Source organism: Pseudoalteromonas sp. J2K-J599 (assembly GCF_059295115.2).
Map to the genome: position 1 here is coordinate 3,191,948 of NZ_CM200271.1, position 25,652 is coordinate 3,217,599.

Sequence of the window (25,652 nt, forward strand, 5' to 3'; positions counted from 1 at the left end):
CAGTTACAACTTGTATAAGCAAATATTTTTGCAAAATATAAACAAGGTGTTACGTGACGCGAAAAATACTAATAGTTGAAGATACACCTGCAATGGCGCGAGTGCAAAAGCACATCGCGCTTAAAGCAGGTTATGAAGTTGATATAGCTGAGTCATTAGCACAAACAAAAGAGCTTATAAGTAAAAATAGCTACTTTTGTGCTGTAGTCGACTTTATATTACCTGATGCCCCATCTGGTGAAGCAGTACCGTGTACTGTTAAGGCTGACATTCCAACTATTGTAATGACGGGTAATATTGATAAACAAACCCGCGATACAGTCGAAAAATATCCAATCATTGATTATATCATTAAAGAAAACAAACAAGCGTATCAATACCTCGAAAGACAATTACTTAGATTAACTCGCAACGAAAATGTAAAAGTGCTTGTTGTTGATGATTCTGCATCTACACGTACTTACATTTGCAGCTTGCTTGCACGTCATAAATATCAAATTCTACAAGCCGAAGACGGTATAGAAGCACTAGCCGCGCTTGAAGCCTCACCTGATATATCTGTAATTATTACTGATAACGAAATGCCAAACATGAATGGTGATGAACTATGCACTGAAATTCGTCGTTTATATGACAACGATGAAAAAGTGATTATTGGTGTTTCTGCCGCAGACTCGTCTGATTTATCAACGTTGTTTTTAAAAAATGGTGCAAACGACTACCTTCGTAAACCTTTTTATAATGAAGAGTTTTATTGTCGTCTAAGCCAAAACGTCGATATGTTAGAGCTCATGGCCACAATAAAACGGCAAGCTAACACTGATTATTTAACTAATTTACCTAATCGCCGTTACTTTTTTGAAGAAACCAATAAGTCACTTAAAAAGATTAAAAGTAAGCAAGGTTCAGGATCCTTAGCAATGCTTGATATTGATCATTTTAAAGTGATTAATGACACACACGGACATGATGTAGGCGACGAAGTATTAAAAGGGCTTTCTATTTGCTTTAGTAAATATTTTAAAAAGTATTTAGTAGCGCGTTTAGGTGGTGAAGAATTCGCAGTGTACTTTGCCGACACTGATAAACAAGAAGCACTAAAAAGGCTTGAAGGTTTTAGGTATTTTATAGAAATGAATAGCCAAGAATTTAGTAAAGCTAAAATTAAATTTACTATCTCTATTGGCTTCTCAAACGGGCCTGTTTATCAAATTGATGAACTATTAAAACAGGCCGATTTAAAACTTTACGATGCTAAAGAATCTGGTCGTAATAAAGTAGTTAGTTAACCATTTTATTAGTTAATTATACTTCTGCGGCTGTAATCGCCGCTTTTTTACGTTTACGTGATTGATGATAAGAATCCCAACTAAAAATAGCTAATGCACTCCAAATACATGCAAACGTTACTACACGCTCCGCATCAAAAATTTCACCGTAAAACACCACTGCCAATATAAACATTAGGCTTGGTCCAATGTACTGAAAAAAACCAAGTGTAGTGTATTGTAAGCGCTTAGCTGCACCGGTAAAACACAGCAGGGGTAATGTAGTTACAATACCGGCACTAATCAGTAATGCATTTGTATGCCAATCGTTGGCTGGGAGGCTTGATGTTGCTGTAGGCACCATTAACCACCAATAGATGAGTGCAACAGGCAGTAATATAAGTGCTTCAAGTAAAATACCAGGCAGAGCTTCAACAGGTAACTTTTTACGTATTAAACCATAAAGCGCAAACGATATAGCCAATGAAAATGCAACTACCGGAAACGAGCCAAAACTAATTAGCTGCAGTACAACACCACTAAAGGCAAGTGCTACTGCTACGCCTTGAAACTTACGCAGGCGTTCACCTAAAAAGAGCATTCCCAGCAATACATTTAAAAGAGGGTTTATGTAATAGCCCAAACTCGCATCAAGCATATGGTTATTATTTATAGCCCATATAAATAAACCCCAGTTAAACCCAAGCAGTGCAGAGGTAATGACAAGCATAAGCAAAAGCTTAGGCTGAACAATGATGCGTTTTACTTTGTCCCAATACTTTAAAATACTTACTACCAGTACTAAAAATACAACCGACCAAACAACCCGATGCATTAAAATTTCAAAGGCAGTAACATGCTGAATTAACTTAAAGTATATTGGCGCAAGACCCCACATAAAAAAAGCAAGACAAGCAAAAATAGCACCTTTACGCTGCTCGGTATCAATCGACATAATAAACACTTAGTGATTTAAAAGGCCGCTAGTTTACTTGCCACGCGCGTTTTATCCAACTAAATACGTACCGGTTCCAAAAGCAATTTGAACAGACTGTTCGTTATGTAATTCCATTCTGCATACACATACTTTATTACCTGAACGAATAAGTGTTGCGCTGGCAGTAAAGCTCTCTCCTTTACCAGGGCGCAAATAATCAGTACGTAAGTCGATAGTCCCAAGCGTGGCTAATTTTGTTTGCACACTTGTGATATCTAAATCGGTGAGTTTATCAATTACACTTGCTGCAGCGAGCATACCGCCTACATTATCAAGTACGGCTGAAATAACACCACCATGGAGTATTTTTTGCGCAGGATTACCAATTAGTACATCCTGCCACGGGAACGTAATTTTGGCCTGTTCAGGGCTTAACGACTCAACCGATATTTGTAAAAACTGGTTAAACGGCATGCCATTTACAAATAACGCGCCTACTTGTTCAATTAACATTTCTTTATTCATTATTATTCTCTATGTCAAAACAGGTAAGATGAGTAAAACATACATAGTGTAAAACTACGAGACTCCACTTAAATAATTTATCAAGTAACTCAGCTAAAGACATCTCACTAAAAAACCACTAAAATACCCGCCAATGAATACATCAACTCCACCTTCTAGCACCCTTGTGCGTAAACCCGAAACTGTCCTCAAACAAGTGTTTGGCTACAGTGAATTTCGCGACGGTCAAAAAGCAGTTATTGATGCCGCTATTAACGGTCAAGACTCGCTTGTATTGCTTCCTACTGGCGGCGGAAAATCGGTGTGCTACCAAATCCCTGCTTTAGTACTCGAAGGCGTAACCATTGTTATATCTCCGCTTATATCGCTAATGCAAGATCAGGTAACGCAACTGCAAGCTCTTGGGGTAAAAGCCGCTTACGTTAATAACAGCTTAGCACGAGAAGAACAGCAATTGGTGTATCAACAGCTTCATCAGGGGCAAATTAAGCTCTTATATGTGGCGCCTGAAAAAGTATTACAACACGAATTTTTAGAGCGTTTATCGCATTTAAATGTGAGTTTATTTGCTATTGACGAAGCGCACTGTGTGTCGCATTGGGGTCATGACTTTAGACCTCATTACTTTCGCTTAAACGAATTAAAGCAACGTTTTGCACATGTCCCAATGATGGCATTAACCGCCACCGCCGATAAAGCCACACGGTTTGATATAGTTGAGCAATTAAAACTACAACAGCCTTATATTCATACTGGCAGCTTTGATCGCCCCAATATTCGTTACACCATAGAAGAAAAATTTAAACCTATGGTGCAATTGCTTCGCTACCTAAAGGAGCAAAAAAGCCAAAGCGGTATCATTTATTGCACCAGCCGTAAACGCGTAGACGACATTGCCGAAAAATTGGCTGATGCAGGGTTAAACGCTGCCGCTTACCATGCTGGTATGAGTAATGAGCAACGACAGTTTGTTCAAACTGGTTTTGCCCGTGACGATATTCAAATAGTGGTCGCAACCGTTGCCTTTGGTATGGGTATAAATAAGCCTAACGTGCGTTTTGTACTGCATTACGATATTCCAAAAAGTATAGAGTCTTACTATCAAGAAACAGGTCGAGCTGGGCGAGATGGACTTGCCGCAGAAGCTATAATGTATTTTGACCCAGCTGATATAGGTCGCGTAAGGCGCTTTTTTGAAGACATAGACGACGAGCAACGCCGCCGCGTAGAAGAACAACGCTTTAACGCAATGGCAAGCTTTGCCGAAGCGCAAACATGTCGTCGTCAAATATTACTTAACTACTTTAGTGAATATCAACGCGAACCTTGTGGCAACTGCGATATTTGCTTAAATCCGCCAAAAAGCTTTGATGGTACGTTAGTCGCCCAGCAAGCACTTTCGTGTGTGTACAGAGCGGGACAACGTTTTGGACTTGGTTATATTGTTGAATTACTTCGCGGTGCAAATACTAGCCGCATCCGCGATAATAATCATCATGAGTTAAGTACCTACGGCATAGGTAAAGATAAAAGCAGTGAGTTTTGGCTCAGTATTTTACGCCAGCTTATTCATCAAGGCTTACTTAGCCAAGATATAACACAAGGTGCGTCACTTAGATTAACAGAAGCCGCGCGTGTAATTTTAAAAGGTGAATACGCACTGCAATTAGCCGAGCCACGCCTGCAAGCCAAACACGTTTATCTAGATAAGTTAGCGCAATTTAATTACGACAAAAAACTGTTTGCTCGCCTGCGCGCACTTCGTAAAGAACTTGCTGATGCCGACGATGTGCCACCTTATGTAGTATTTAATGATAAAACGTTAGCCGAAATGGCGCAGCTTATGCCAACAAACGACAGTGAGTTTTTAAAGGTCTCAGGTGTTGGTTTTACTAAGTTAAATAAGTACGGCGGCGAATTTTTAACGGCAATTCGACATTACCTAGCTACTAATTAAGAGCATTATGACCCAAATAGAATATGACCATACACACAAATGTATTTTGATTAATCCCATTGAGCTACCAAACGATGAAGACTTTGAGCTGTGGAGTACATTATTTTTACACTCAGACGAAGTAACACTCAACGAATATTCTGCAGGCGCCGATCGCCATCAAGTTCGCTTTACCTATAATCATCAAACCTTTAATTTAAACTATGAGCATTACAGTCAAAGTGTCTGGATTAATGGCGAAGGTGCTGAAGCAGAACACTTATTAGCTGCACTTGCCTTTTATTTAGGCTAATTTTAAACGTCAAATTTACCTAAGCAGTCTTCATTAACAAAAGTGAAAACGGGTAACAATTAATTAGTTTCAAAATCCATACCTTTTACTTACATTATAATAACAATGATGTAAGCTGATATTACGATAGTCATTTGCTACGTTGCAGTAAAGAGGTTTAATGGTGAACAAGAAATGGATAGCACAATGTTGTATTAGCTTAACGGTTTTAAGCTTTTATGTGCCAAATACATTCGCACAACAATCTTCAACGAAAACTGATAACTGCCTTGTAGAACAGACAGATTTAAGCACAAATAAAAACTTACGCCGAGAAGTTCAAGACAAAACAACCCTCACACACAGTAATAGTAACGCTAAAATAGCCTCAATAAAGCTCAAGCAACTTAATGTATTTAATACTGAGCTTGAAGAGGAAAATAATGCCTTATTCCGATTTGCTAATCGCGCTCATATTCAAACAGAGCCCGATGTTATTAATAACCTTTTATTATTCTCCCCAGGTGACAAGTACGACGCTAAAAAGCTTGCAGAGTCTGAGCGCCTACTTCGTAAAGAAAGCTACTTATATGATGCACAAATTAGTGCAATCGAAAACTGCGACGGTGACGTTAATGTAGAAGTGGTTACCCGTGATTTATGGACACTTTTACCTGAAGTAAACTTTAGCCGTAGCGGCGGAGAAAATAAATCAAGTATAGGTTTTAGAGAATCAAACCTGCTTGGTTGGGGGAAGCGCCTTTCTTTGTCACGCACGACCGACAGCGATCGTAGCGGTTATTTATTTGTTTACGACGATCCTAATATTTTATCTACTCGCTACCGCGGCCGTTTAGAGTACGCCGATAACAGCGACGGCAAGCGCCATTTACTTGAGCTAACCTATCCATTTTACGCGATAGACACCCCTTTTAGTTACGGTATTTTAAGCTATTCTGAGCAGCGCGAAGAGTCACTATATAAACGCGGCGAAGAGTTTAGCGAATTTGATCAAACTACCGATTTAAACCGTGTATTTATAGGACACTCTAAAGCGCTTAATAATAATTGGACCCAGCGACTAACGTTAGGCTATACCGACGAGCAGCATACCTTTGAAGCTATAGACACCACATTTGCACCACTTGCCGATGACAGAAGTTTAAGTTACCCCTTTATAAGCGGCCATTGGTTTGAAGATAACTACATAAAGGTACGCAATTTTGACAGTATATCTCGCACTGAAGATTTAAATTTAGGTTGGAATATTAAAAGCTTAATTGGCTATTCAGATGAGTCATTAAGTAATGACGACAGCCGCGCGGTGTATTCTTTTAACTTTAAAAAAGCCCACTTTACTAACGATAATACCTTATGGCGTTTTAGTGCTGATATTGATGGCTATTGGAATAAAGAACAGAAAAAACTCGAAAATTTTATGGCCACCAGCCAAGTACAATATTATTTAAATACCAGTGAAGACCAATCTTGGTATGTTAAAGCCCGCGTGCAATACGCCAAAAACCTGACTGCTGATCAACAGCTTACTTTAGGTGGCGAAACAGGCCTGCGTGGTTACCCGATGGATTATCAACATGGCGACCGCAGCTTTTTAGTTAATTTAGAAAAGCGCTATTACTGGGAGTACGATTTACTACAACTATTTAAAGTGGGTGGCGCAGCTTTTGTAGATGTAGGCAGAGCATGGTTTAACGATGAAGATAACGGTGAAAATGCACATGTATTGAAAAATGTAGGCGTTGGTCTGCGTTTGGCACCGAGTCGTGCAAACTCAGGAACCATGATCCACATTGATATTGCCGCCCCTGTTGATAGCTACGACGATGTAGACTCAGTCCAGTGGCTAGTAAGCGTTAAAAACACTTTTTAAATAATACAAACACGTTAAACTAATACCAATTGCATTAAATTGTTATGAAAGTTCAGGACCTAATGTGGAAATAATAGAAGTTTTAGAATTGTTTGCATCACAATATAAGTTAGTTGTAACTATAATCGCTATTTTGGTTTTCCCTCTTCTATTAAAAATAACCAAAAAACTACTCGAAAAAGCGATTAAAGGCAAAGTAGATTTACACCGAAAATACCGTGCAGAGCTTTTACTAAAAATTATACTCGCCTTTGTAGTACTGTGTTTGGTTTTAGTATTTTGGGGTATAGAGCTGCGTGGTTTATTGGTTTTAGGCTCTTCTTTATTTGCCATGTTAGGGGTAGCACTTTTTGCCGCCTGGTCATTATTGAGTAACCTCACCGCATTTTTACTGATGTTTATTCAAAACGATTGCCGCGTTGGTTATTGGGTACGAATTATTGATGGTGCGAATCATGTTGAAGGGCGCATTGTTGAAATGGGCTTAATGAATGTAGTACTTGAACATATTGATGGGCACCGTGTAATTTACCCTAACAATTTATTTGTGACACGCCCTGTCATGGTTTTAAATAAAGAACCAAAGCCAACTAAAACCCCTGTTATAAAGCGTATTATTGGTCCTAAAAAAACATAGTTTAAAAAATCATATTCACAAAAAAGCCGCAGTAGTCAAAATACCTACTGCGGCTTTTTAATGCTTAACTAGCGAAAATTAAGACTAGGGCGTGTTGACCTTTGATGGTTGAATTTGCAGCAGTATGTTTGGTTTTTAGGCAAGGCAGAACCTATGAAGTGTGGTTACTCCCCATAAATAGGCGATAACGCAGCATAAATGCCAAACATGCGCTGCCCTTCGGGTTCTGCCTAGGGGCGATAAACTCTTTGTGACTCGGTTTTTACTTATTCTTACATGGATGTAAGCCATTAGAATAACGCAGGAGCAGTTATCGAGCCCACTAGGTTACAAACCTCGCGCCGCGATTTAATCGCCCCTAGATTGAACAAATTTCAATCCGCAAAGTTAAACACCCCTAGCTATTAGTTATTTAGTTCAGCTGTTTTAAGCTCGTCATCTAAATCATTTATTTCATCAATAAAGTTCTCTAGTTGCTGCTCTACTAAACTATTGTCATTTGCAAAGTAAGCAAGGTGGAAAACCGCGTCACCTTCATTTACTAATGGCATAGTTTGCTGACCAATAACAATCCCACCCTTAGGTGCTAAAAGTTCAAGCTCAGAGTCGCCTAATGGGCTACTAATATAAGCAAGTACTTGCCCTTTAGTCACATGCTCACCTAGTGATACTTGTGCACGCACAATGCCATCAACTTCGGCACGTATCCAACTAGTTGAACCTGCAATAATAGGATCTGGTAACTTTTTAGGACGCTTACCACGGATCATTTTTAAATGACGCATAACATAATCAACACCCTGTACACCGGCCGCAATTGCGATTGGATCAAAACGCAGTGCTTCACCAGCTTCATAGGTTATAACCGGGATACCTAGGTTTGCAGCTTCACTTCGTAATGAGCCATTACGCAATGATGCATCTATAACCGCCGGCGTACCAAATGCTTTAGCCATTTCAGCGGTTGCTTCATCTTCTAAATTAGCGCGAATTTGCGGTAAATTAGTACGATGAATAGCGCCAGTATGCAAATCAATAATGTGAGTACAATGTACTGCCACTTGATTAAAAAACATATAAGCCATACGCCCAGCTAATGAACCACGTTCAGAACCTGGGAAACTGCGATTCATATCGCGTCTATCTGGTAAATAACGCGATTTGTGAATAAAGCCAAACACATTCACAATAGGCACAGCGATTATTGTTCCGCGCAGTTGGCTTGGATCTATTTTAGCAAGTAACTGACGCACAACTTCTACACCATTTAGCTCATCACCATGAATAGCCGCACACACCATAAGCACAGGGCCTTCCATTACACCATTAACCACTTCAATAGGAATATTAAGTGGTGAATGGGTGTAAAGCTTAGCTGCTTCTAAGGCAAGCGTTTTACGCTCGCCTACGCCTACATTTTCTCCTAATAAGAAAAAAGGACGGTTAATTTTAACCTTTGCCACGTGTTGCTGTTCCTTTACTTGAGGCATTTTTTTCGATGAAATCAATCACCATACCTGCAATATCTTTACCTGTTGCTATTTCAATGCCCTCTAAACCCGGTGATGAGTTAACTTCCATCACAAGTGGTCCACGAGATGAGCGAAGTAAATCAACTCCCGCTACATTTAAGCCCATTGATTTAGCCGCTGCTACTGCCGTTTTACGTTCCTCTGGAGTAATGCGAACTAATGTAGCGCTACCACCACGGTGAAGGTTAGAGCGGAACTCACCTTCTTGTGCTTGGCGCTTCATTGCTGCTATTACTTTATCGCCTAATACGAAACAACGTATATCGGCACCACCCGCTTCTTTAATGTATTCCTGAACCATAATATTAGCTTTTAAGCCCATAAATGCTTCAATAACACTTTCAGCTGCTTTGCGTGTTTCAGCAAGTACAACACCAATGCCTTGTGTGCCTTCAAGTAATTTAATTACAACAGGTGCACCGCCTACCATTTCTAGTAAGTCTTTTACGTCATCGGGTTTGCTGGCAAAACCTGTTACTGGCATACCAACGCCTTTGCGCGAAAGTAACTGAAGTGAACGTAATTTATCGCGCGAACGAGAAATAGCGACTGATTCGTTTACAGGATAAACACCCATCATTTCAAACTGACGAAGTACCGAACAGCCATAAAATGTAACCGATGCACCAATACGCGGGACAATTGCGTCAAATTCTTTTAAGTTTTCACCGCGATAGTGAATTTCTGGTTGCTCAGAGTTGATATTCATATAACAACGCAATGCATCAATCACTTTAACTTCGTGGCCGCGTGCTTCTGCTGCCTCAATTAAGCGACGTGTTGAATATAATTTTCTGTTGCGAGATAAAATACCGATTTTCATAGTTAAACCTTACGACCTAATAGTTGAGATAAAGCCGGGTCAACGACTATACGATTTTCCATGGCTGTACGCCCTAATAACATTCTAAACTTCATTGTTGCACGGCTTGTTAAAGTAAGCTCGATAGGCCAGCTATGCTCGCCTGCATGTAATGTAGTTTCTATAAAGTAGCGTAGCTCTTTTTGCCCACTTGAGCTGGTTACGTACTTCATTTTTTTAACTTTTGCATTGCAAGTGACTTGCGTTTGCTCATCATCTTGCAGTGGCTGGGCCGTAAATTTAACCCATTTTTCTGAGTCAACTTCGTATTCTTCAATGTTAATTGCATGAATACATGAAGTGCGAGCGCCAGTATCAATTTTTGCTTTTATCTCGTTAATACCAAGCCCAGGTAAACTTAACCACTCACGCCAACCAACTGTGATCTTTGCTGTCATAAATGTGCCCTTAATAAAAAAGTGACTTATACGCTACAGGTAAAAAAACACCAACGAAATAAATTTATCTAGTCGATTAGTAAATTAAATTGATCTTTTTAAACAACTGGTCACACAATGCACGCCTTGCTGAATAGTACTTTATGCCACTTTACTCAGCCCAAAGGCTCTGCATATATTTTGCTATTTAAGCTTAACTTATTAAAAATAAAGGTAAGTTTAAAATACTTAAGTAGATACACTATAGTTAACGGTATTAAAAATACACTATTATGAGAAATAATTATGATTAATGGTTTACTACATGCACTTGTACTTGATGGACAAGGCGGCGCTCGTCCTATTGGAAGCACTAATGAGCTAAATAGCTGGCAACCAAGCCAAGGTAAACTTTGGGTGCACATGGATTATAGCCAAAGTGAGGCAGTTGAATGGCTCAAGGCACAGCCTCATTTAAACGATTACGAACTAGAGTCTTTAATTGCTGATGAAACACGCCCACGTATTACGGCTACAACTAACGGGCACATGTTATTTTTACGTGGTGTAAATTTAAATCCAGCACAAAGCCCTGAAGACATGGTTTCAATTCGTTTATTTATTAGCGAAGACATTCTTATTACTACCCGTAAGCGCCGTTTATTATCGGTGCAAGATACGCTCGCCTGTTTAAATGAAAATAAAGGCCCATGCAACATTTCTGAATTAGTGTGCTCTATTACACAAAAATTAACCTCACGTATGCAAAGCGTTATTGACTCACTAGATGAAACACTCGACGAGTTTGAAGAAGAAATAGATGAACCAAGTAAAAAGTTTGACAACCAAGGCTTATCACAATTGCGACGCCAAACTATTGCCTTAAAACGTTATTTAAAACCGCAAAAAGAAGCCCTTAGCTCAATGGTAAATAACCACTACCTATGGTTATTAGATGACGATAAAGCAAAACTTAATGAAACCACCAACTTATTAATTCGTTATCTTGAAGAGCTAGATAGTTCGATTGAGCGTGCGCAAATTATTCAGCAAACAATCACTAACCAAGTTTCTGAGCAGTTAAACCAGCGAATGTATGTTATGTCTGTAGTGGCAGCACTTTTTTTACCACTGGGCTTTTTAACGGGGCTTTTAGGTGTAAACGTAGGAGGCATTCCTGGTACAGAGAGCCCTTATGCGTTTAGTGCTTTTGTCATATTTTTAATTGTGCTCACTGGCAGTATTGGTGTGTATTTTAAAAATAAAAAATGGCTGTAAATTAAAACGCATATTTATTATGGCCACTCAATTGAGTGGCCATAATTAAGTGACTACTTAGTTTGTTTGACGGGTATAAGTAACATTAGTCATTGTTACTTTTGATTGAGTAATACCTAAATCTTCAAAGCAATTTTTGAATGAATTAGAGTTACCTGCTTCACCGCATTTATCTAGAGTATTTGGATCTTGAGACTGTAAATAGTTACCAAACTTAAAGTAAGATTCAGAATCATCTTCTACAGGAATACCAAACGAATTACCTAGTGCACTTACATCTACATCGCCGTAATTATTTACCACTCGCAAGTTAAATGACTCACCGCTTGTAATAGTACCTAGCGCAAATTTTTCTTCATTGCCACTGGTATTACGCAAACGAACATAGACATCAAAAATGCCATTACCCGCTACGCTGTCGTTAAAACCTGATTCATCAGTATCTGAAACATACACTTTAGAAATAGTCCCAGTATCGCTGGCGTGGTGCTGTGAAATAATTGTTTTACCGCCATCAGACATTTCAACTTTTACAGTTGCTTCAAATACTTCGTAAGACTGTGTCATGGCAACACGCAAGCTTTCTTTTACCTTGTACTCATGACGCCAGCCATTCCCGTTAGGCGTAATATGCTGTGCCTCCAAAGGTACAAACACTAACGTACTATCGTTAACTAACGGGTTAGGGCTATCCCCTTCTAAATCAAAAACACTACCACTTGTAATGCTGCTTGGAATCGTTGTACCGTCTCCAGATCCTGCACCATCATCAGTGCCACCACCATTATTACTGCCCTCAACTAATGTAAAATTATCAAAGCGTACATCACTTGAGCTATTGTAATGCTTAGCAAATACTTGCAGTGAATTGGTATTCGCTGAAGTAAACGTTTTAGTTACCTTAGTCCAAGACGATACATCAAAGGTTTTGTTTTTAAATAAACCGTTTAAGTCGTTAACCCCAATCTGCCCTTTACCAAGTACATAAGCACTTAACGTATATTCAGTGTTTGGCTGAATATTTACTAATTGATAAACACGTGCAGGACTTCCCTGAATTTTTAACGATTTAGATCCGCTATATGCATCAGATGAAATAGCCGCTGGCTCAGTTTCGTTCCAACTACTAAAACCGCTTTCAAAGCCAGGGTTATTAATAGTTGCAGCGTGAGATAACGCTGAGGTTGCAGTAATTGCAGTGCAAATAAACAATTTCTCGTGGTTAATCATTATCTTTATTCCTTTAAACCTGAACATAAAAACAACCTAACTACTTAGGTTAGTGAAATTCACTAACACTTAGATCTTACCGCTATACAGGTTTTTAATTGTGTATGAATAGCAATGGTAATTTAAATGGCAAATAAAACCTACCAATTAACATTACCAAAAAGTATGCCCGAAGGCGGGATAAAGGTTATGCTTATTGTTACCAATATGTCAACACAGTGTGGTACAGCAAATAAGTATTACTTACATCTTTATTACCACTTAAAAACAAATTTAATTTTCAATTTAATCAACATATTAGATTTTATTAAGTAACGAATTAATTTTTAAAAATAAATTTTAATTTCAGACATAAGTACTAAAAAATAAATAACACTGCTTACCAATAATTATGGACAATATTAATTTAGTATGAATAAAAAATAAAAATAGAGATAAATTAAAGACTAATTTAAAATTGGTAACAACCAGATTTAAATTGGTAATGTACATTTTTGATTTATATAGAGGCTAATGAGTGTATTTAAAGCTTAAACAGGGAGTAAAACTAAAAAAAGGCGAGCATTGTTAAATGCTCGCCTTTACTATTTTTCTAATGCTGGGTAATTAATTACTCTTGAAAGTAAGTGCCCCAACCGTCGTATTCAACATCGCACTCAACGGCTAGTTGCGCTAGCTTATCAACGTCTTCCATAATAACGTCTACGTCTAGCTCAGCTTCAACTACAATGTCAAAGCTCCAAATTTTACTGCCATCTTCAAGCTCAAGCTCTGCTGGCTCTTCAACATCGTAGCCTAATTTAAAAGCAGCCAATGCAGCTTGCTCTAGTTTAGGGAAGTCTTCACACACAAAATGGTGTTCTACTTCATAAAGTATTTCAGGATCTGATCCATCTTCTAGTAGTGAACTTACGATGTCTTCACTTATTTCACGCCAGTTTTCCATTATTTTTCTCTCACTTGAGCATCTAATTCAGTTATTTTAGCAGCCATAATGCTATGCACGCTTTTAGCATGCTCACGCGCGCTAATTTCTTTATCAAGCGGTATAGGCGCTAACATTTCGATGTAAATTGTACCATTATCCCAACGATTTAGCTTAATGGTTTTATGTGTTGTATTCATACATACCGGAATTATGGGTACATCTGCGCTCATTGCGGTGTGAAAAGCACCTGTTTTGAACGGTAGCAACCCTCTTCCATAGCTTCGTGTGCCTTCTGGAAACATCCATACAGATAAGCCATTATTTTTAATTTTTTCGGCTGCTTTGGAGATAGTTCCCGCTGCTTTGGAGCGATTCGATCTGTCTATTAATATATTACCCGACAACCAATAAAGCTGACCGAAAAATGGGATCCACTTTAAGCTCTTTTTCCCCAAACTTACGCAGTTTTTAGGCACCATTGCAGGCACTGTAAATAAGTCGTAGCTATTTTGATGATTAGCAACATAAACAGCAGGGCCTGCATCAATTGCATCTTTATGACGTATTAAAACTAATTTAACGCCAATCATTTTAGCCATTGAGCCAAACCAGCCCGCTATAATATGTACATTATTGGGATGAAATGGTCTTACAATCGAAAGTAATAAACCAAAAATACAACTGAATAATATAAACATCAGCATAATAAAAACGCGTATAACAGCTAGCAAATGAGTTTCTCCAAAGATCAATTATGATTATTATAGCGTTATTTTGTGACACAGACGAGTCAATAGCGCACAAGTGTACGCTGAAATATGCAAGCTCTTTACTTTAAAACAAAAACGGCCTGCAAATGCAGACCGTTTTTATTTATACAAAAAAGCAATTGGTTACTCTTCGTTAATGGCTTCTATTGGTTCATCATCTTGTGGGGTTAGCTCAACAACGGCTTCGTCAACACGCTGTAAGCCGCGCGGTAGTTTATTACCCCTACGCCCTCTCTCACCATGATAATGCTCTAAATCAGATGGTTTAAGCGTTAGTTTACGCTTACCAGCATGAAGCGTAACACTGCTTCCTTGTGGCACAACAGCAAGCACTTTTACAAACTCTTCACGGGCTTGTACTTTAGCTCCAGGAATAGAAATAATCTTATTCCCTTTACCTTTGCTAAGTTTTGGTAAGTCACGTAGCGGGAATAAAAGCATGCGACCTTCGTTAGAAATAGCCATACAGTAATCACTAGCAACATCGTTCACCCTAATAGGAGAAAGTAATATTCCACCCTTAGGGACACTTACCAGCGCTTTACCATTTTTATTTTTACTCACTAAGTCTTTAAAGTCAGTAATAAAGCCGTAACCTGCATCTGACGCCATAAGCAATACTTGCTCGTCTTCACTCATTACCACGTGCTCAAAATTAGCACCTGGTGTTAAGTTAAAACGACCTGTCATTGGTTCACCTTGGCTACGCGCCGAAGGCAGACTGTGCGCATCGGTTGCAAATGCCCGCCCTGCTGAATCTAAAAATACAGCAGGTTGATTGCTCTTACCCCGAGCCGAGGCTCTAAAGCCATCACCTGAACGGTAATTTAAGCCTTGTACATCTAAATCATGGCCTTTACCAACGCGTGCCCAGCCTTTATCAGATAGCACAACAGTGACTGACTCTGATGGAATTAAATCTTTTTCGTTAAGTGCTTTCGCTTCTGAGCGCTCAATCACTGGCGAGCGACGATCGTCACCGTACATTTCAGCGGCTTCTTGAATTTCTTTTTTAAGCAGTGTCGACATACGACGTTCTGAGCCCAAAATTTGCGCTAATTTATCACGCTCTTTGGCTAGTTCATCTTGCTCACCGCGAATTTTAAACTCTTCAAGTTTTGCTAAATGACGAAGTTTTAATTCTAAAATAGCTTCTGCTTGCGTATCAGTTAAATCAAAGCGCTCCATTAATACAGGCTTTGGTTTGTCTTCGCTGCGGATGATTTCAATCACTTCATCGATATTTAAAAAGGCGGCTAATAAACCTTCTAAAATATGCAAACGTGCTAATACTTTATCTAAACGATACTGCAAACGACGACGCACTGTTTCGCGTCTAAATGTTAGCCACTCACTTAAAATACAGCGCAAGTCTTTAACTTGCGGGCGACCATCTAGGCCTAGCATGTTTAAGTTTACGCGGTAATTTTTTTCAAGATCGGTGGTAGCAAATAAGTGCGCCATTAATGGCTCAGCTTTAATGCGGTTTGAGCGCGGAATAATTACAATACGCGTTGGATTTTCGTGATCTGACTCGTCACGTAAATCAGCAATCATAGGTAATTTTTTAGCGTTCATTTGCGCTGCAATTTGCTCAAGTACTTTACCACCTGAACATTGATGCGGCAGCGCTGTAATAACAATATCGCCATGCTCTTCGGTGTAAACCGCACGCATTTTGATAGACCCACGACCGGTTTTATATATTTTATGAATATCGGCTTTTGGGGTAATTATTTCAGCATCTGTTGGGTAATCTGGTGCATGTACAAGCTCAAGTAATTCTTCAAGCTCTGTTTTTGGTTTATCAAGTAATAAACAACATGCGCTAGCCACTTCACGTACGTTATGTGGCGGAATATCTGTTGCCATACCTACGGCGATACCCGTTATACCATTGAGTAAAATATGCGGTAAACGTGAAGGCAATACTACAGGTTCATCCATGGTGCCATCAAAGTTTGGTGTCCAATCAACAGTGCCTTGGCCAAGCTCTTTGAGCAGTACTTCTGAAAACTTAGATAAACGCGCTTCAGTATAACGCATTGCTGCAAACGATTTAGGGTCATCTGCCGCACCCCAGTTTCCTTGTCCATCTACCAAAGGGTAGCGATAAGAAAATGGCTGCGCCATTAATACCATCGCTTCGTAACAGGCACTGTCGCCGTGTGGATGGTACTTACCGAGTACGTCACCCACTGTACGGGCTGATTTTTTGTACTTAGCGTTAGCCGACAAGCCCAATTCGCTCATCGCATAAATAATACGACGCTGCACTGGTTTTAAGCCATCACCTACATGCGGTAGGGCACGATCCATGATTACGTACATGGAATAATTTAAATAGGCGTCTTCGGTAAAACGCCCCATTGTTTGTTGCTCAATTCCTTGCATTAGCAAGGTATCTGTATCACTCATTAAAGCTTACCTAGTTTTTCTTATAGCTTACACGGTAGATTACATTGGCGTAATCATCGCTTACTAACAGACTGCCGTCACCTAATTCTGCAAATGCAACAGGGCGTCCAAATGTTGTTTCGTCTTTCATAAAGCCAGTAATAAATGGCGTATATTTAGTTACGCGACCTACTTCGATTGTTGCAAGGCCTACTTTATAGCCTGACTTTTTAGAACGGTTCCATGAGCCATGTTCAGCAACAAATAATTGTTGCTTATAACTTGCTGGAAATTGCTTACCGTTATAAAAATGAATACCTAGTGGCGCTACGTGCGCTGGAAGTGCAAGTGCTGGCGATGTGTAATCGGCAATGTTTTTACCTTCCCCAAACTCAGGGTCAATAATTGCGCCGGCATGAACATACGGAAAACCAAAATGCTCACCTTCTTGCGTTGCACGGTTTAACTCATCAGGCGGAATATCATCGCCCATCATGTCGCGACCGTTATCACTAAACCATAAAGCTTGAGTAGCAGGATGAAAATCAAAACCCACTGTGTTTCTAACGCCTTTAGCTATTGTTTTTATTTGTTTTGTTTCTACATTAAGGGCAAAAATACGACCAAAACGTTCATCCTCAGCACAAATATTACACGGTACACCCACCGGAATGATTAATTCTCCCGTTGGTGCAAAACGTAAAAATTTCCAACCATGATGACGCTCACTCGGTAGTTTGTTATAGACCACATCAAACTTTGGATCTTTTAATTGGGTATCAATATTTTTAAAGCGAATAATACGATGCACTTCGCCTACATATAAATCGCCATCTTTAATTGCAATGCCAGAGGGCATGTTTAAGCCTTTAGCCACAACAATTTTTTTATCTGCTACGCCGTCGCTATTGTGATCAATAAGCGCATATACGTTGCCCGCTTTACGAGAGCCAACATATACAATACCTTTTTTTGAAACGGCTATTTGACGTGCATTTTCTACATCATTTGCAAATAAGCTAATTTCAAATCCCGGTGCTACGGTGAGCTTATCGAGTATATTTTTAGCCATTGCAGGAGCGCTAGTCAGCCCAAGTAACAGCAAACTTCCTAGTAATTTTTTCATTTTTCTCTCCTAGTGTTAGGCACAAGCAATTAAACGAGCGCCTTATTGCCATGATCTTCTAACCATTGACGACGATCAGGCGATCGTTTTTTAGCAAGTAGCATATCCATCATTTCCATGGTTTCTACTTCTTCATCAAGCGTAAGCTGCACTAAGCGTCGCGTATTAGGATCCATCGTGGTTTCACGAAGCTGTAACGGATTCATTTCACCCAGACCTTTGAATCGTTGTACGTTTACTTTTCCGCGTTTTTTCTCGGCTTCTATGCGCGCCAAAATAGCGGTTTTCTCTTCTTCATCTAGGGCGTAATAAACTTCTTTGCCAATATCTATTCTAAATAATGGCGGCATTGCAACATACACATGCCCTGTTTTTACTAACTCTGGAAAATGACGAACAAACAGTGCACATAACAATGTTGCGATGTGTAGTCCATCCGAGTCAGCATCGGCCAGTATACAAATCTTATTGTAACGCAGTCCCGACATATCTGTTGATTCTGGGTCAATACCCAATGCCACTGAAATATCGTGTACTTCTTGTGATGCTAGTATTTGCCCCGACTCTACTTCCCAAGTATTTAAAATTTTACCACGTAGCGGCATAATTGCCTGAAATTCACGGTCTCGCGCTTGTTTAGCAGAACCACCAGCAGAATCACCTTCCACTAAGAACAGCTCGGTTCGGTCATTATCGGCAGCACTACAATCGGTCAATTTACCTGGTAATGCAGGACCTGCAGTAACTCGTTTACGTACGACTTTTTTAGCTGCGCGCAACCGGCTTTGCGCGTTTGAAATGCATAGTTCAGCTAATAATTCTGCGGTATCGGTATGTTCATTTAGCCATAAACTAAACGAATCTTTTACAACTCCCGATACAAATGCGGCACATGAGCGCGATGAAAGTTTTTCTTTGGTTTGCCCTGCAAATTGTGGGTCTTGCATTTTAACCGACAATACGTAACTACAACGCTCCCAAATATCATCTGGTGTTAGCTTTACGCCACGAGGTAGTAAATTTCTAAACTCACAAAACTCTCGCATTGCTTCAAGCAAGCCTTGGCGCAGACCATTTACATGTGTACCACCTTGCGCGGTAGGAATTAAGTTTACGTAGCTTTCCGCTATTGATTCGCCACCTTCAGGTAGCCATACAACAGCCCAATCAGCGCCTTCAATTGAGCTTTTAAATTCACCTACAAATGGGTCTTGCGGTAATGTTTCAAACCCTTTAACGGCTTCAATTAGGTAGTCTTTTAAGCCAGTTTCGTAAAACCATTCTTTGGTTTCTTTCGTTTGCTTATTAACAAACTTAATACGCAGTCCTGGGCATAAAACCGCTTTGGCTTTTAATAAATGATTAAGCTTGGTAATTGAGTAGTTTGGAGAATCAAAATAGCTAACGTCAGCCCAAAAACGAACGGTGGTACCTGTATTGCGCTTACCAACAGTACCAATTACGCTCAAGTCTTCTACCTTGTCGCCGTTTTCAAAGGCCATTCTAAATTGTTGAGCGTCGCGCTTTACCGTTACTTCTACACGGGTAGATAACGCATTTACTACAGAAATACCTACACCGTGTAAACCACCCGAAAATTGGTAGTTTTTATTAGAAAACTTACCACCGGCGTGTAACTTAGTGAAGATTAGTTCAACCCCTGGGATACCTTCCTCTGGGTGAATATCAATAGGCATACCACGTCCGTCATCGCTCACTTCGAGCGAGTTATCTTCGTGGAGTATTACGTCGATACGAGTGGCATGACCCGCCATAGCTTCATCGACACTGTTATCGATAACCTCTTGGCCTAAATGGTTTGGGCGTACGGTATCGGTGTACATCCCTGGGCGTCGTTTTACCGGATCTAATCCATTAAGTACTTCAATGGCTTCGGCGTTATAATTTTGATCACTCATAGTTTTTGTCTTTATATCCGCTAAGGCTCTAATACGTTTACTAGTTTTATTGTTATATGCGCTAAAGCGTTAATATAGTAACTAACCTCAGTTCAGGCTAACTAGTTTTACGTGATTTTAAGAAAATCTACAATACTTGCAAAGGTGCGTTCAAATTTAACGTAGCTATGATCGCCACCAAACTCTATCAATTGCTTGCATTGCGAATAATATTTTACTGCGTGTTGAAAGTTCAACACTTCATCGCCTGTTTGCTGTAATAAATACAGTAACTCAGGATGTGCTAATTTATCTACAGTGAGTAATTTCAGCGCCTCAATATGACTGTTATTTAAATCGTAATGATAATCTTGATACGGATTATAATTAGGCCCAAGTAACGACTGTAATAAATTATAGGGTGCGACCGCGGGATTAATAACCACTGCAGGAATTTGATAACGCTGCGATAAATACGTGGCAAAAAAACCACCTAACGAGCTACCTAATAAAACGGTATCTGGCGTTAGCAATTGTTCAAGCTCAATTATAGCTTGTAGGGGCTCGTGGTTTAAGTTCGGCACACAATAATCAACGTCATAGTTTGCCATAAGCTCACCAAAGCGCACAGCTTTATATGATTTTTGTGAACTATTAAAGCCGTGAATATAAATTACGCGCTTAGCCATACCACTTCCGTTTTTACTTCAACTTTATCTTTTGTACTCTTTATATTTAGCATTCTGTAAGCAGGCCCTGCATTTTTTTGCTCCCACTTTGGAGTGTATTTTACAAACTGGACTGAACTGGCAGGACTTGCATATATAGGCAAGCCTCTAAAATTTTGTTCATAATCGTTGTGTACATGACCATGAAAAAGCGCAGATACATTATTACTATTAACTAAAATATTTAAAAGCTGTGGACCATTTTCTAATAAGTGCTTATCAAGATAGCCATTTATTGGCAGTGGATTATGATGACAAAAGATAACTTTACTATTATTCGAGTTGACTAAAGCATCAGTTATTTCATCTAAATGCGCGCCAGTAACCCATCCTGCGGGTGTAGGCCCTTTAGAATTAATAAGAAGTAGCTCAACCCCGTTAGCAATAATATGTTTAGCCGAATTTATTTGCCCGCCACTTATTCGGCTAAGCATTGCTAGTTCATCATGATTACCTGGCACCCAAAATACAGGGCAAGTGATGTCACTAGCATTTACAAGTTCACTAAATAATAAGTACGATTCGAAACTATGGTCTTGTGTTAAATCACCACCAAAAATTACGCAATCTACAGGCTGCTCAGCGATGTGTGCCAAAGCTTGTTCAAAATGGGCTGCAGTATTTACATTAAAATATTCACCATTTTTATCTGCAAATAAATGGCTGTCGGTAATATGCGCAATGCACAAAGATGATTTATCAAATGTATATGCATCATCAAACCAAGCCATTATTTACATCCCAATTTAATGTTGCTTGCCCGTGCTCTACACAGGCCACTAACCAGTCGTATAAAAAAGCATTAAGTTGATACTTTTCATCTTTTTGATGCATTTTAGGGTTGGGGTATCCGTACGATGGTTTTATGCGTTGATGATAATCGTGATGAATAATTTCAGCTACTTTCGCATCGTGATACAAGCGAGCCGTTAAATACAGCGGCGCTATCCCTTTAACCATTCCTGTTAGCTGCTTAATTGAAATATCCATAGTGTATTTTGCGCTGCCATCAATTTTTGTAGCAAATTCACTGTTGCCAAGTTTTACTTCACGAATGCTTCCTATATTGCGCTCGCTCGGTAACAACTTTAATAGTCGCACATAGTTATGCTCACAAAGTGTTAAATACTTTGGGAGGCTTTGAATATATCGATTTGTTGCTAATTGTGCTGTCAAAGTTCCGCCATAATATTAGTAAGAGTTTATGCCCATTTGCTTGCCATTTTTTCGCGATTTAGCGCAAGCCACTGCATACAAATAACCGTTGCCGCATTATCCATTTCACCGTTATTGAGGCGCATTAGCGCATCATCAACCGATAAAATATGAGTTTTTATATCCTCGCCTTCAGTTTCAAGACCATATACACCTGATTCTACTTGGCTTAAATCAGCACGTGCTAAATATAAGTGTAAGCGCTCAGTTGTTCCACCTGGGCTTGATAGGTATGAGAGCATAAATTCAAGCTCGGTTAATTCAAGCCCAGCTTCTTCATACGCTTCTTTTTTTACAACTGATTCGTAATCCGTACTGCCGTCAGTCATTCCGGCTATACATTCTAGTAGCCACGGCGAATGCTTACTTTTAATAGCGCCAATACGTATTTGCTCAATTAAAAGAACAGTATCTGATATTGGGTCGTAAGGCAGTACTGCAATTGCATCGCCACGTTCTAATATTTCTCGGCTAATTAGCTCTGATTTTCCACCCGCAAAAAGAGCATGTTCAAACTGGTATAAATCAACCTGAAAAAAACCTTTATAAAGGTTTTTTATTGGCTTTAGATTTACATCTTTATGTGTAAACTGAACGAGCTTTTTATCAACCATGTACCTACCTCCTACTTATCTAAAGCTTTAAAATGCGTTAATATATTCTGTTACACTTGAACATACTGTTTTACTAATTATTTTTTTTGTTATGGAGTAAAACAGGTTAACATGCTTTTAGTACAAAAATTGTCTAAGGACCGAACCCCACATGAAAAAGAACATTCTTGCGGCGCTAGTTAGTTTATCATGCGCACTAGGTGCAACAGCAGTGAAAGCTGAAGATTTACTACAAGTTTTTGAAATAGCGACAGCTAACGATCCTACTGTTTTAAAAGCAAAAGCCCAAGCCGATGCGCAGTCTTACCAAAGCGATTTGGCGATGAGTGCACTATTACCTCAAATTGGTTTAACTATGGGTTATACAAAAAGCGATGCAACGTCGTACCAAAGCGTTGGCGACTTATCTAACCAAGTAAAAGTTGAAAGTGACACAGACCAATTTTCTCGTGGTGTAAGCTTAAGCCAAACATTATTTGATCTAGGTGCTTGGAACACTTTAGATATTGCCGATAAGCAAGCTCTACAAGCAAGCGGCCTATATGATGCAGCTAAACAAAATTTAATTGTACGCGTTGCTGAAGGTTATTTTAACGTATTAAGTGCCAGTGATAACCTTGAATTTGTCGAAGCTGAAAAACGTGCCATTGCACGTCAACTTGAGCAAACAAAACAACGTTATGCAGTAGGTTTAACAGCTATAACAGACGTACACGAAGCACAAGCTCAGTTTGATAACTCAGTAGCCCAAGAAATTATTGCCAGTAATGCTGTAGAAACTGCACGCGAGCAACTTCGTGAGATAACTGGTAAATATCACGAAAAATTAGACTTTTTAAATACAGATACTTTCTCAACAACTAAGCCAACGAAGCGCTCAAGCGACTTTGTTAAAGTAGCTGAAGATAAAAATATCAACTTACAAGTCTCTAAAGTAACGGTTGATATTGCAAAAGATCAAATTGAATTAGCAAAAGCAGGTCATTATCCAAAACTAACTCTAAGTGCAAGTTATGGTGACTCTCTTACAGACACTCAAATAAATGGCGCTAATTTTGATGACCAACCGCGTTCAGACTCAAGTTCTGTTGGGCTTAACTTTAGCGTACCTTTATACTCAGGTGGCGCAACGGTTGCTGCAACAAACCAAGCGCGTGCGTTTTACGTATCAGCGAGCCAAGATTATGAAACAAATTACCGTGCAGTAACTCGCACAGTAATTACATCTTATAATCAAGTTGTTTCAGATATTGCGACTTACAAAGCGCTAGAGCAAGCGGTTGTTTCAGCTCAAAGTGCCCTTAAAGCAACTGAAGCCGGTTTTGAAGTAGGTACTCGTACCATTGTTGACGTACTAGTGAGTACGCAAAATTTATACGATGCAAAACGTAACCTTGCTGATGTGCGCTACCGTTATGTGTTATCTACCCTTCGCTTAAAACAAGCTGCGGGTACACTAACAAGTGAAGATTTAGTTGCTATAAACCAAGGTTTAAAATCAGCTTAACTTTTACAGCTAAACATAATATAGATTTATTCAAAGCCAGCATGTAGCTGGCTTTTTGTATTTTATAGCGCTTAGCGTTAAACTATCGTTTTTATTCTCAGAGAGATTTTTGTGGTCACCTCATCTCCTTTTAAAGCATCTTTTTTAGGCCCTCGATACTGGCTAACGTGGGTTGGCGTTTTATTTTTATACTTAATTTCTTGGCTACCACAAAAGCTACAGCTGGCAATGGGTAAGCAACTTGGCCGCTTAGTCCATAAATTTATGAAGCGCCGTCGCCATATTGCAGAAGTAAATATTAAGCTGTGCTTTCCTGATATGAGCGAAGCAGATCAAAAAGATCTTGTGCTCAAAAATATGGAAAATACCGGCATTGCAATGGTTGAAACAGGCATGGCCTGGTGGTGGCCGCAGTGGCGAGTAAAAAGTGTATATGGCTCAATCAAAGGTTTGGAGCATTTTGAGCGCGTACAGGCATCTGGTAAAGGTGTTTTATTACTTGTTCCCCACATTTTGCATCTTGAAATGGCAAGTCGTGTAATGGGATTAAAATGCCAAGGTTTAGGCTTTTATCGCCCTCATAACAACGCTCTAATGGAATACTTTACAACTAATGGCCGTCTTCGTTCTAACGAATACTTAATTGGCAGGAAAGATGTAAAAGGCTTACTAAAATCATTAAAAAATAAAAAAGTATGCTATTACTTACCTGACCAAGATTACGGCCGTAACCGCTGTGAATTTGTGCCATTTTACGCCGTCCCTGACACAGCAACGACAACAGGTACTCTTATGTTTGCTGGCAGTAAAAACTGCGAAACTATGAGCTTAATCTCGCGCCGTGACGAAAATGGTAAGTATCATTTAGAGGTAGTGCCTGAGCTTGAAAACTTCCCAAGTGGTGATGATAAAGCTGATGTAACACGCGTTAATCAACGCGTAGAGCTATGTATAAATGCAGCTCCTGAACAATACATGTGGCTACACCGTCGCTTTAAAACTCGACCGGATAAGAATACCCCTTCTTTTTACAAAAAGTAATGGTATAACAAGAATAGGAACATATAAGGTGGGTAATAATCATGTGGTTTTGGATTAGACATTTATCATTTGCAGCCGTGCTAATAGCACTCGCCGTATACTTTTTAGTGGGTGATGGTTCTGTATTTGATATTAAAAAATCTAAAAATGCAGCCGCCGAAGGACTATCACGCTTTTACTCCTCCATTCGTAACCAAGTAAAAAGTAATAAAGAACGAGAGCAATTTGTTTTAAAACTCAAAACACCAGAACAAACCTTGGATAGAGTATTAGCTGAACGTGCGCGAACAGTTGATCCAATGCCGACCACTTGGACTGGAGAGGTTGAACCTAGACGCTTTGAAAATGGCACAACCCTTAAAGATGTACTTAATCAATATGCTAAAAATGAGGGGATTGAGCTTTACTGGTACTTAAGTAAAGATTACGTAGTTAAAGATCATTTTAGAGTAGACAGTAACTTTACTTCAGCACTGTACCAAATTGGACGCGCTATAAATGATGACTTTGAGCACGAGGTTTATACTTACTTTTGCCATAAACAAAGAGCCGCGGTTATTACCGAGTTACCATCAGAATTTGTACGTACAAACTGTTTAAAAATAAAGGTTTAAGGGTTTACACGTACAAAAACCCAAGCAAGCGCTTGGGTTTTTCAATTCA

At 39.4% G+C, this 25,652-nt stretch carries 24 protein-coding genes; 9 read left to right on the forward strand and 15 right to left on the reverse strand.

Annotated elements, in window-relative coordinates; genetic code table 11:
- Nucleotides 1-53 precede the first annotated feature (53 nt).
- On the forward strand, nt 54-1,289 hold the full coding sequence (locus AC5NT5_RS14385; protein WP_076925094.1) for a GGDEF domain-containing response regulator: 1,236 nt from the start codon (nt 54-56) through the stop codon (nt 1,287-1,289).
- A 16-nt stretch (nt 1,290-1,305) separates the two neighbouring features.
- Here the strand turns inward: AC5NT5_RS14385 and rarD are convergent, their stop codons facing one another.
- Together rarD and AC5NT5_RS14395 are read right to left on the reverse strand one after the other, a co-directional pair.
- Entirely contained in the window at nt 1,306-2,223 is a 918-nt protein-coding gene (gene rarD, locus AC5NT5_RS14390) for an EamA family transporter RarD (RefSeq protein WP_024596242.1), read from the reverse strand.
- A gap of 51 nt (nt 2,224-2,274) precedes the next feature.
- Entirely contained in the window at nt 2,275-2,730 is a 456-nt protein-coding gene (locus tag AC5NT5_RS14395) for a thioesterase family protein (RefSeq protein WP_024596241.1), read from the reverse strand.
- A 133-nt stretch (nt 2,731-2,863) separates the two neighbouring features.
- Between AC5NT5_RS14395 and recQ the strand changes: the two genes are divergently transcribed.
- The 4 genes from recQ (at nt 2,864) to AC5NT5_RS14415 (ending at nt 7,486) form a co-directional block, all read left to right on the forward strand.
- Complete coding sequence (gene recQ, locus AC5NT5_RS14400; RefSeq protein ID WP_494513907.1) at nt 2,864-4,687, forward strand: DNA helicase RecQ; 1,824 nt, start codon at nt 2,864-2,866, stop codon at nt 4,685-4,687.
- 7 nt (nt 4,688-4,694) lie between these two features.
- A complete protein-coding gene (locus AC5NT5_RS14405; protein WP_494513906.1) occupies nt 4,695-4,979 on the forward strand; it encodes a DUF3630 family protein in 285 nt (94 codons plus the stop codon).
- Nucleotides 4,980-5,139: 160 nt separating this feature from the next.
- Complete coding sequence (locus tag AC5NT5_RS14410) at nt 5,140-6,849, forward strand: BamA/TamA family outer membrane protein (RefSeq protein ID WP_494513905.1); 1,710 nt, start codon at nt 5,140-5,142, stop codon at nt 6,847-6,849.
- Nucleotides 6,850-6,913: 64 nt separating this feature from the next.
- On the forward strand, nt 6,914-7,486 hold the full coding sequence (locus AC5NT5_RS14415) for a mechanosensitive ion channel domain-containing protein (protein ID WP_138489650.1): 573 nt from the start codon (nt 6,914-6,916) through the stop codon (nt 7,484-7,486).
- 404 nt (nt 7,487-7,890) lie between these two features.
- On the opposite strand, the gene AC5NT5_RS14420 is transcribed toward AC5NT5_RS14415, so the two are convergent.
- Genes AC5NT5_RS14420 through AC5NT5_RS14430 form a run of 3 tightly spaced genes read right to left on the reverse strand, consistent with a single transcriptional unit; the run spans nt 7,891 to nt 10,278 of the window.
- Nucleotides 7,891-8,949 (reverse strand): succinylglutamate desuccinylase/aspartoacylase family protein, encoded by a 1,059-nt coding sequence (locus AC5NT5_RS14420; protein ID WP_165743897.1) that lies wholly within the window; start codon nt 8,947-8,949, stop codon nt 7,891-7,893.
- Entirely contained in the window at nt 8,936-9,841 is a 906-nt protein-coding gene (rimK, locus tag AC5NT5_RS14425; protein ID WP_002961977.1) for a 30S ribosomal protein S6--L-glutamate ligase, read from the reverse strand. The genes AC5NT5_RS14420 and rimK overlap by 14 nt, the downstream gene beginning before the upstream one ends.
- Nucleotides 9,842-9,843: 2 nt before the next feature.
- On the reverse strand, nt 9,844-10,278 hold the full coding sequence (locus AC5NT5_RS14430; RefSeq protein ID WP_007585784.1) for an ATP-dependent zinc protease family protein: 435 nt from the start codon (nt 10,276-10,278) through the stop codon (nt 9,844-9,846).
- A gap of 285 nt (nt 10,279-10,563) precedes the next feature.
- On the opposite strand from AC5NT5_RS14430, the gene AC5NT5_RS14435 reads away from it, so the two are divergent.
- Nucleotides 10,564-11,535: a zinc transporter ZntB gene (locus AC5NT5_RS14435; RefSeq protein ID WP_188161420.1), complete on the forward strand. Its 972-nt coding sequence runs from the start codon at nt 10,564-10,566 to the stop codon at nt 11,533-11,535.
- Between the two features lie 57 nt (nt 11,536-11,592).
- On the opposite strand, the gene AC5NT5_RS14440 is transcribed toward AC5NT5_RS14435, so the two are convergent.
- The 10 genes from AC5NT5_RS14440 to AC5NT5_RS14485 form a co-directional block, all read right to left on the reverse strand.
- Nucleotides 11,593-12,765, reverse strand: a complete 1,173-nt coding sequence (locus AC5NT5_RS14440) for a polysaccharide lyase family 7 protein (RefSeq protein WP_197098721.1) — start codon at nt 12,763-12,765, stop codon at nt 11,593-11,595.
- 610 nt (nt 12,766-13,375) lie between these two features.
- Nucleotides 13,376-13,711: a ribonuclease E inhibitor RraB gene (gene rraB, locus AC5NT5_RS14445; RefSeq protein WP_002961968.1), complete on the reverse strand. Its 336-nt coding sequence runs from the start codon at nt 13,709-13,711 to the stop codon at nt 13,376-13,378.
- A complete protein-coding gene (locus AC5NT5_RS14450) occupies nt 13,711-14,424 on the reverse strand; it encodes a 1-acylglycerol-3-phosphate O-acyltransferase (protein WP_002961966.1) in 714 nt (237 codons plus the stop codon). Before AC5NT5_RS14450 ends, rraB begins: the two co-directional genes overlap by 1 nt.
- A gap of 162 nt (nt 14,425-14,586) precedes the next feature.
- A complete protein-coding gene (gene parC / locus AC5NT5_RS14455; protein ID WP_002961963.1) occupies nt 14,587-16,881 on the reverse strand; it encodes a DNA topoisomerase IV subunit A in 2,295 nt (764 codons plus the stop codon).
- Between the two features lie 10 nt (nt 16,882-16,891).
- Nucleotides 16,892-17,986 (reverse strand): PQQ-dependent sugar dehydrogenase, encoded by a 1,095-nt coding sequence (locus AC5NT5_RS14460; RefSeq protein ID WP_024605067.1) that lies wholly within the window; start codon nt 17,984-17,986, stop codon nt 16,892-16,894.
- A 29-nt stretch (nt 17,987-18,015) separates the two neighbouring features.
- Complete coding sequence (gene parE, locus AC5NT5_RS14465) at nt 18,016-19,905, reverse strand: DNA topoisomerase IV subunit B (protein WP_494513904.1); 1,890 nt, start codon at nt 19,903-19,905, stop codon at nt 18,016-18,018.
- A 107-nt stretch (nt 19,906-20,012) separates the two neighbouring features.
- Nucleotides 20,013-20,573 (reverse strand): YqiA/YcfP family alpha/beta fold hydrolase, encoded by a 561-nt coding sequence (locus AC5NT5_RS14470; protein WP_165743893.1) that lies wholly within the window; start codon nt 20,571-20,573, stop codon nt 20,013-20,015.
- On the reverse strand, nt 20,558-21,343 hold the full coding sequence (locus tag AC5NT5_RS14475; RefSeq protein WP_341601942.1) for a metallophosphoesterase: 786 nt from the start codon (nt 21,341-21,343) through the stop codon (nt 20,558-20,560). Before AC5NT5_RS14475 ends, AC5NT5_RS14470 begins: the two co-directional genes overlap by 16 nt.
- Nucleotides 21,330-21,788 (reverse strand): DUF1249 domain-containing protein, encoded by a 459-nt coding sequence (locus AC5NT5_RS14480; protein WP_002961958.1) that lies wholly within the window; start codon nt 21,786-21,788, stop codon nt 21,330-21,332. Before AC5NT5_RS14480 ends, AC5NT5_RS14475 begins: the two co-directional genes overlap by 14 nt.
- 26 nt (nt 21,789-21,814) lie before the next feature.
- Nucleotides 21,815-22,441, reverse strand: coding sequence for an NUDIX hydrolase (locus AC5NT5_RS14485; protein WP_165743891.1), 627 nt, complete (start codon nt 22,439-22,441; stop codon nt 21,815-21,817).
- 151 nt (nt 22,442-22,592) lie between these two features.
- Between AC5NT5_RS14485 and tolC the strand changes: the two genes are divergently transcribed.
- The 3 genes from tolC to AC5NT5_RS14500 all read left to right on the forward strand — a co-directional run bounded on the left by tolC (nt 22,593) and on the right by AC5NT5_RS14500 (nt 25,603).
- A complete protein-coding gene (tolC, locus tag AC5NT5_RS14490) occupies nt 22,593-23,948 on the forward strand; it encodes an outer membrane channel protein TolC (RefSeq protein WP_002961956.1) in 1,356 nt (451 codons plus the stop codon).
- Nucleotides 23,949-24,059: 111 nt separating this feature from the next.
- Entirely contained in the window at nt 24,060-24,989 is a 930-nt protein-coding gene (gene lpxL / locus AC5NT5_RS14495; RefSeq protein ID WP_442448787.1) for an LpxL/LpxP family Kdo(2)-lipid IV(A) lauroyl/palmitoleoyl acyltransferase, read from the forward strand.
- 41 nt (nt 24,990-25,030) lie between these two features.
- Nucleotides 25,031-25,603, forward strand: coding sequence for a toxin co-regulated pilus biosynthesis Q family protein (locus AC5NT5_RS14500; protein ID WP_165743889.1), 573 nt, complete (start codon nt 25,031-25,033; stop codon nt 25,601-25,603).
- Nucleotides 25,604-25,652 lie beyond the last annotated feature (49 nt).

What these genes read in the sequence shown, in the direction of transcription:
- rarD (WP_024596242.1), bottom strand. Translation starts at nt 2,223, where the DNA reads ATGTCGATTGATACCGAGCAGCGTAAAGGTGCTATTTTTGCTTGTCTT.
- AC5NT5_RS14395 (WP_024596241.1), bottom strand. Translation starts at nt 2,730, where the DNA reads ATGAATAAAGAAATGTTAATTGAACAAGTAGGCGCGTTATTTGTAAAT.
- recQ (WP_494513907.1), top strand. Translation starts at nt 2,864, where the DNA reads ATGAATACATCAACTCCACCTTCTAGCACCCTTGTGCGTAAACCCGAA.
- AC5NT5_RS14405 (WP_494513906.1), top strand. Translation starts at nt 4,695, where the DNA reads ATGACCCAAATAGAATATGACCATACACACAAATGTATTTTGATTAAT.
- AC5NT5_RS14410 (WP_494513905.1), top strand. Translation starts at nt 5,140, where the DNA reads ATGGTGAACAAGAAATGGATAGCACAATGTTGTATTAGCTTAACGGTT.
- rimK (WP_002961977.1), bottom strand. Translation starts at nt 9,841, where the DNA reads ATGAAAATCGGTATTTTATCTCGCAACAGAAAATTATATTCAACACGT.
- AC5NT5_RS14430 (WP_007585784.1), bottom strand. Translation starts at nt 10,278, where the DNA reads ATGACAGCAAAGATCACAGTTGGTTGGCGTGAGTGGTTAAGTTTACCT.
- AC5NT5_RS14435 (WP_188161420.1), top strand. Translation starts at nt 10,564, where the DNA reads ATGATTAATGGTTTACTACATGCACTTGTACTTGATGGACAAGGCGGC.
- AC5NT5_RS14440 (WP_197098721.1), bottom strand. Translation starts at nt 12,765, where the DNA reads ATGATTAACCACGAGAAATTGTTTATTTGCACTGCAATTACTGCAACC.
- rraB (WP_002961968.1), bottom strand. Translation starts at nt 13,711, where the DNA reads ATGGAAAACTGGCGTGAAATAAGTGAAGACATCGTAAGTTCACTACTA.
- parC (WP_002961963.1), bottom strand. Translation starts at nt 16,881, where the DNA reads ATGAGTGATACAGATACCTTGCTAATGCAAGGAATTGAGCAACAAACA.
- AC5NT5_RS14460 (WP_024605067.1), bottom strand. Translation starts at nt 17,986, where the DNA reads ATGAAAAAATTACTAGGAAGTTTGCTGTTACTTGGGCTGACTAGCGCT.
- parE (WP_494513904.1), bottom strand. Translation starts at nt 19,905, where the DNA reads ATGAGTGATCAAAATTATAACGCCGAAGCCATTGAAGTACTTAATGGA.
- AC5NT5_RS14470 (WP_165743893.1), bottom strand. Translation starts at nt 20,573, where the DNA reads ATGGCTAAGCGCGTAATTTATATTCACGGCTTTAATAGTTCACAAAAA.
- AC5NT5_RS14475 (WP_341601942.1), bottom strand. Translation starts at nt 21,343, where the DNA reads ATGGCTTGGTTTGATGATGCATATACATTTGATAAATCATCTTTGTGC.
- AC5NT5_RS14485 (WP_165743891.1), bottom strand. Translation starts at nt 22,441, where the DNA reads ATGGTTGATAAAAAGCTCGTTCAGTTTACACATAAAGATGTAAATCTA.
- tolC (WP_002961956.1), top strand. Translation starts at nt 22,593, where the DNA reads ATGAAAAAGAACATTCTTGCGGCGCTAGTTAGTTTATCATGCGCACTA.
- AC5NT5_RS14500 (WP_165743889.1), top strand. Translation starts at nt 25,031, where the DNA reads ATGTGGTTTTGGATTAGACATTTATCATTTGCAGCCGTGCTAATAGCA.